The organism is Leucobacter sp. wl10, from assembly GCF_003569785.1.
Taxonomy (GTDB): domain Bacteria; phylum Actinomycetota; class Actinomycetes; order Actinomycetales; family Microbacteriaceae; genus Leucobacter.
In genome coordinates, this window is record NZ_KZ984030.1 from 1 (window position 1) to 1,545 (window position 1,545).

2 protein-coding genes are annotated in these 1,545 nt (G+C 60.2%); one reads left to right on the forward strand and one right to left on the reverse strand.

What is annotated here, in order from left to right:
- The first annotated feature begins 684 nt into the window (after window positions 1-684).
- Window positions 685-1,095 carry a hypothetical protein gene (locus D1J51_RS18130; RefSeq protein WP_162903932.1) on the forward strand — a complete coding sequence of 137 codons (411 nt, stop codon included), beginning with the start codon at window positions 685-687 and terminating at the stop codon, window positions 1,093-1,095.
- A 144-nt stretch (window positions 1,096-1,239) separates the two neighbouring features.
- Here the strand turns inward: D1J51_RS18130 and D1J51_RS17635 are convergent, their stop codons facing one another.
- Entirely contained in the window at window positions 1,240-1,398 is a 159-nt protein-coding gene (locus tag D1J51_RS17635) for a hypothetical protein (protein ID WP_205548055.1), read from the reverse strand.
- Window positions 1,399-1,545 lie beyond the last annotated feature (147 nt).

Genomic DNA, 1,545 nt, shown 5'->3' on the forward strand with positions numbered 1-1,545 from the left:
TCAACCAGGCAACCAACACCGGGACACACCACTAGCGTCGTCCCTGGTGGCATTCAGCTCCGCGGCGCAAGCGACCGACGAGCCCTCCGGTCCGCCTGCGGAGAACAAAGTCGACCGCACCATCCGCATCGACGAGCCGGCACCAGTGCCCACTAGGGGCAATCTGGTGAGCCGCGATGTTTCCAGCGCTGGAACGGTGGAGGTGTGGGAGGAAGACGGTGACTTCCTTCCTGTGACACCGGCCCCGGGCGAGTCAGTGCAGGTGGTCTACACAGACGCGGTATCGCTCATCACCACGGAGCCAGTAGCGTCAGAAGGGGTAGCTGCCGCATGCACCAAGTCGCTGACGGCATACGCGCCAAGAAAGGTCGGCAACTTTGCCACCCTTACGGGTTCTGGCACAATCTCGACCGGCTGCTCCTCTGGTGACACCGCAACCGTTGGCCTTTACAACGGTTGGATAATGTACAACAGCGTTTCGTGGTCAGTTGCGAACTCCGGCAACAGAACCAACGCGATGTTCGGCACAACGTGCGCTTCGAGTGCGAGCACTCCGTTGTACGGTATCGCCAGATGGACAAGCGGAGGTTCTGTCTGGGGTCCGACCGCTACCCTGGCCTGCCGTCCGTAGAATGGTGACATGAAGGCCTAGAAGCACCCGAGTAGAATTTGTTTCGTCAGATCATGGGTACGAAGTACGACGTCGCAGCGGGAATTGTCCTAGCGCCAGTGGCCTACTATGCCGCAAGCCTCGCTTCAGCACTGTGGTTGTCCGGGCAGCAAAGCTTGGTTGTGATCGCAACCTTGATCTCGGTGGTCTTGTTCGCGGGACTGAGCGTAATCTCAAGTCTCCGTGCAACCCTGTCGATGGTTCTCTCCGTTACGATCCTCCTCCTGCTGGCGATAAGTTTCCTGCTAGGGGGAAGTGAATACGCATGGGCCGCACCGCTGCCATTCGACATCGCATCGTTGTTCTTCCATGGAAGTCGCACGCCGATCGTCTTCTGCGTCGCTGCATCCGCGCTCGCAGCAAGTATCATGAAGCTACGATCTCGGAAGAAGACGGTCGCGGCTCTCACTGCCAATGATTCTTGAGACCCGCAAGCAGCTGGCTCGATGCCCCGGTTCGCGCGTGGAGACGAGCTGACCCAAGGGGCGTCTGCTCCGGCAGCTCAGCGGACGCCTCCAGCGCCGCACGTCCCTGACTGATGAACGGTGCCTGCCGCGACAGTTGTACAGTCATCCTTCGATCAGCAGTTGCGGATTGCTGCCGGTCTCGATTGCCTGGACGACCTGCTCGAAGACCGACTGACCGTTCGGCAGCACCAGATAGGCGAGAAACTCCTGTTCGAAGGTCGTGATATTGCTCTCGGCGGCCTTCAGCTTTGCCTTGATCACGAGCCCGAGAGCGCGCCAGCGCTGACGGACCGCCTTCTCATATTCCGTGCGTTGCGTGGAGGACGCGCGAAGCTGTCCGCTCGGGGAGTGCGTGAACTCGCGGTCGCCTTACTGTTGAGCGGAGTGGTTTGGTAGTGGTCGTGGGTC

Bases quoted from the DNA above. Each gene is read 5' to 3' on its own strand.
- D1J51_RS18130 (WP_162903932.1), top strand. From the start codon at position 685: ATGGGTACGAAGTACGACGTCGCAGCGGGAATTGTCCTAGCGCCAGTG.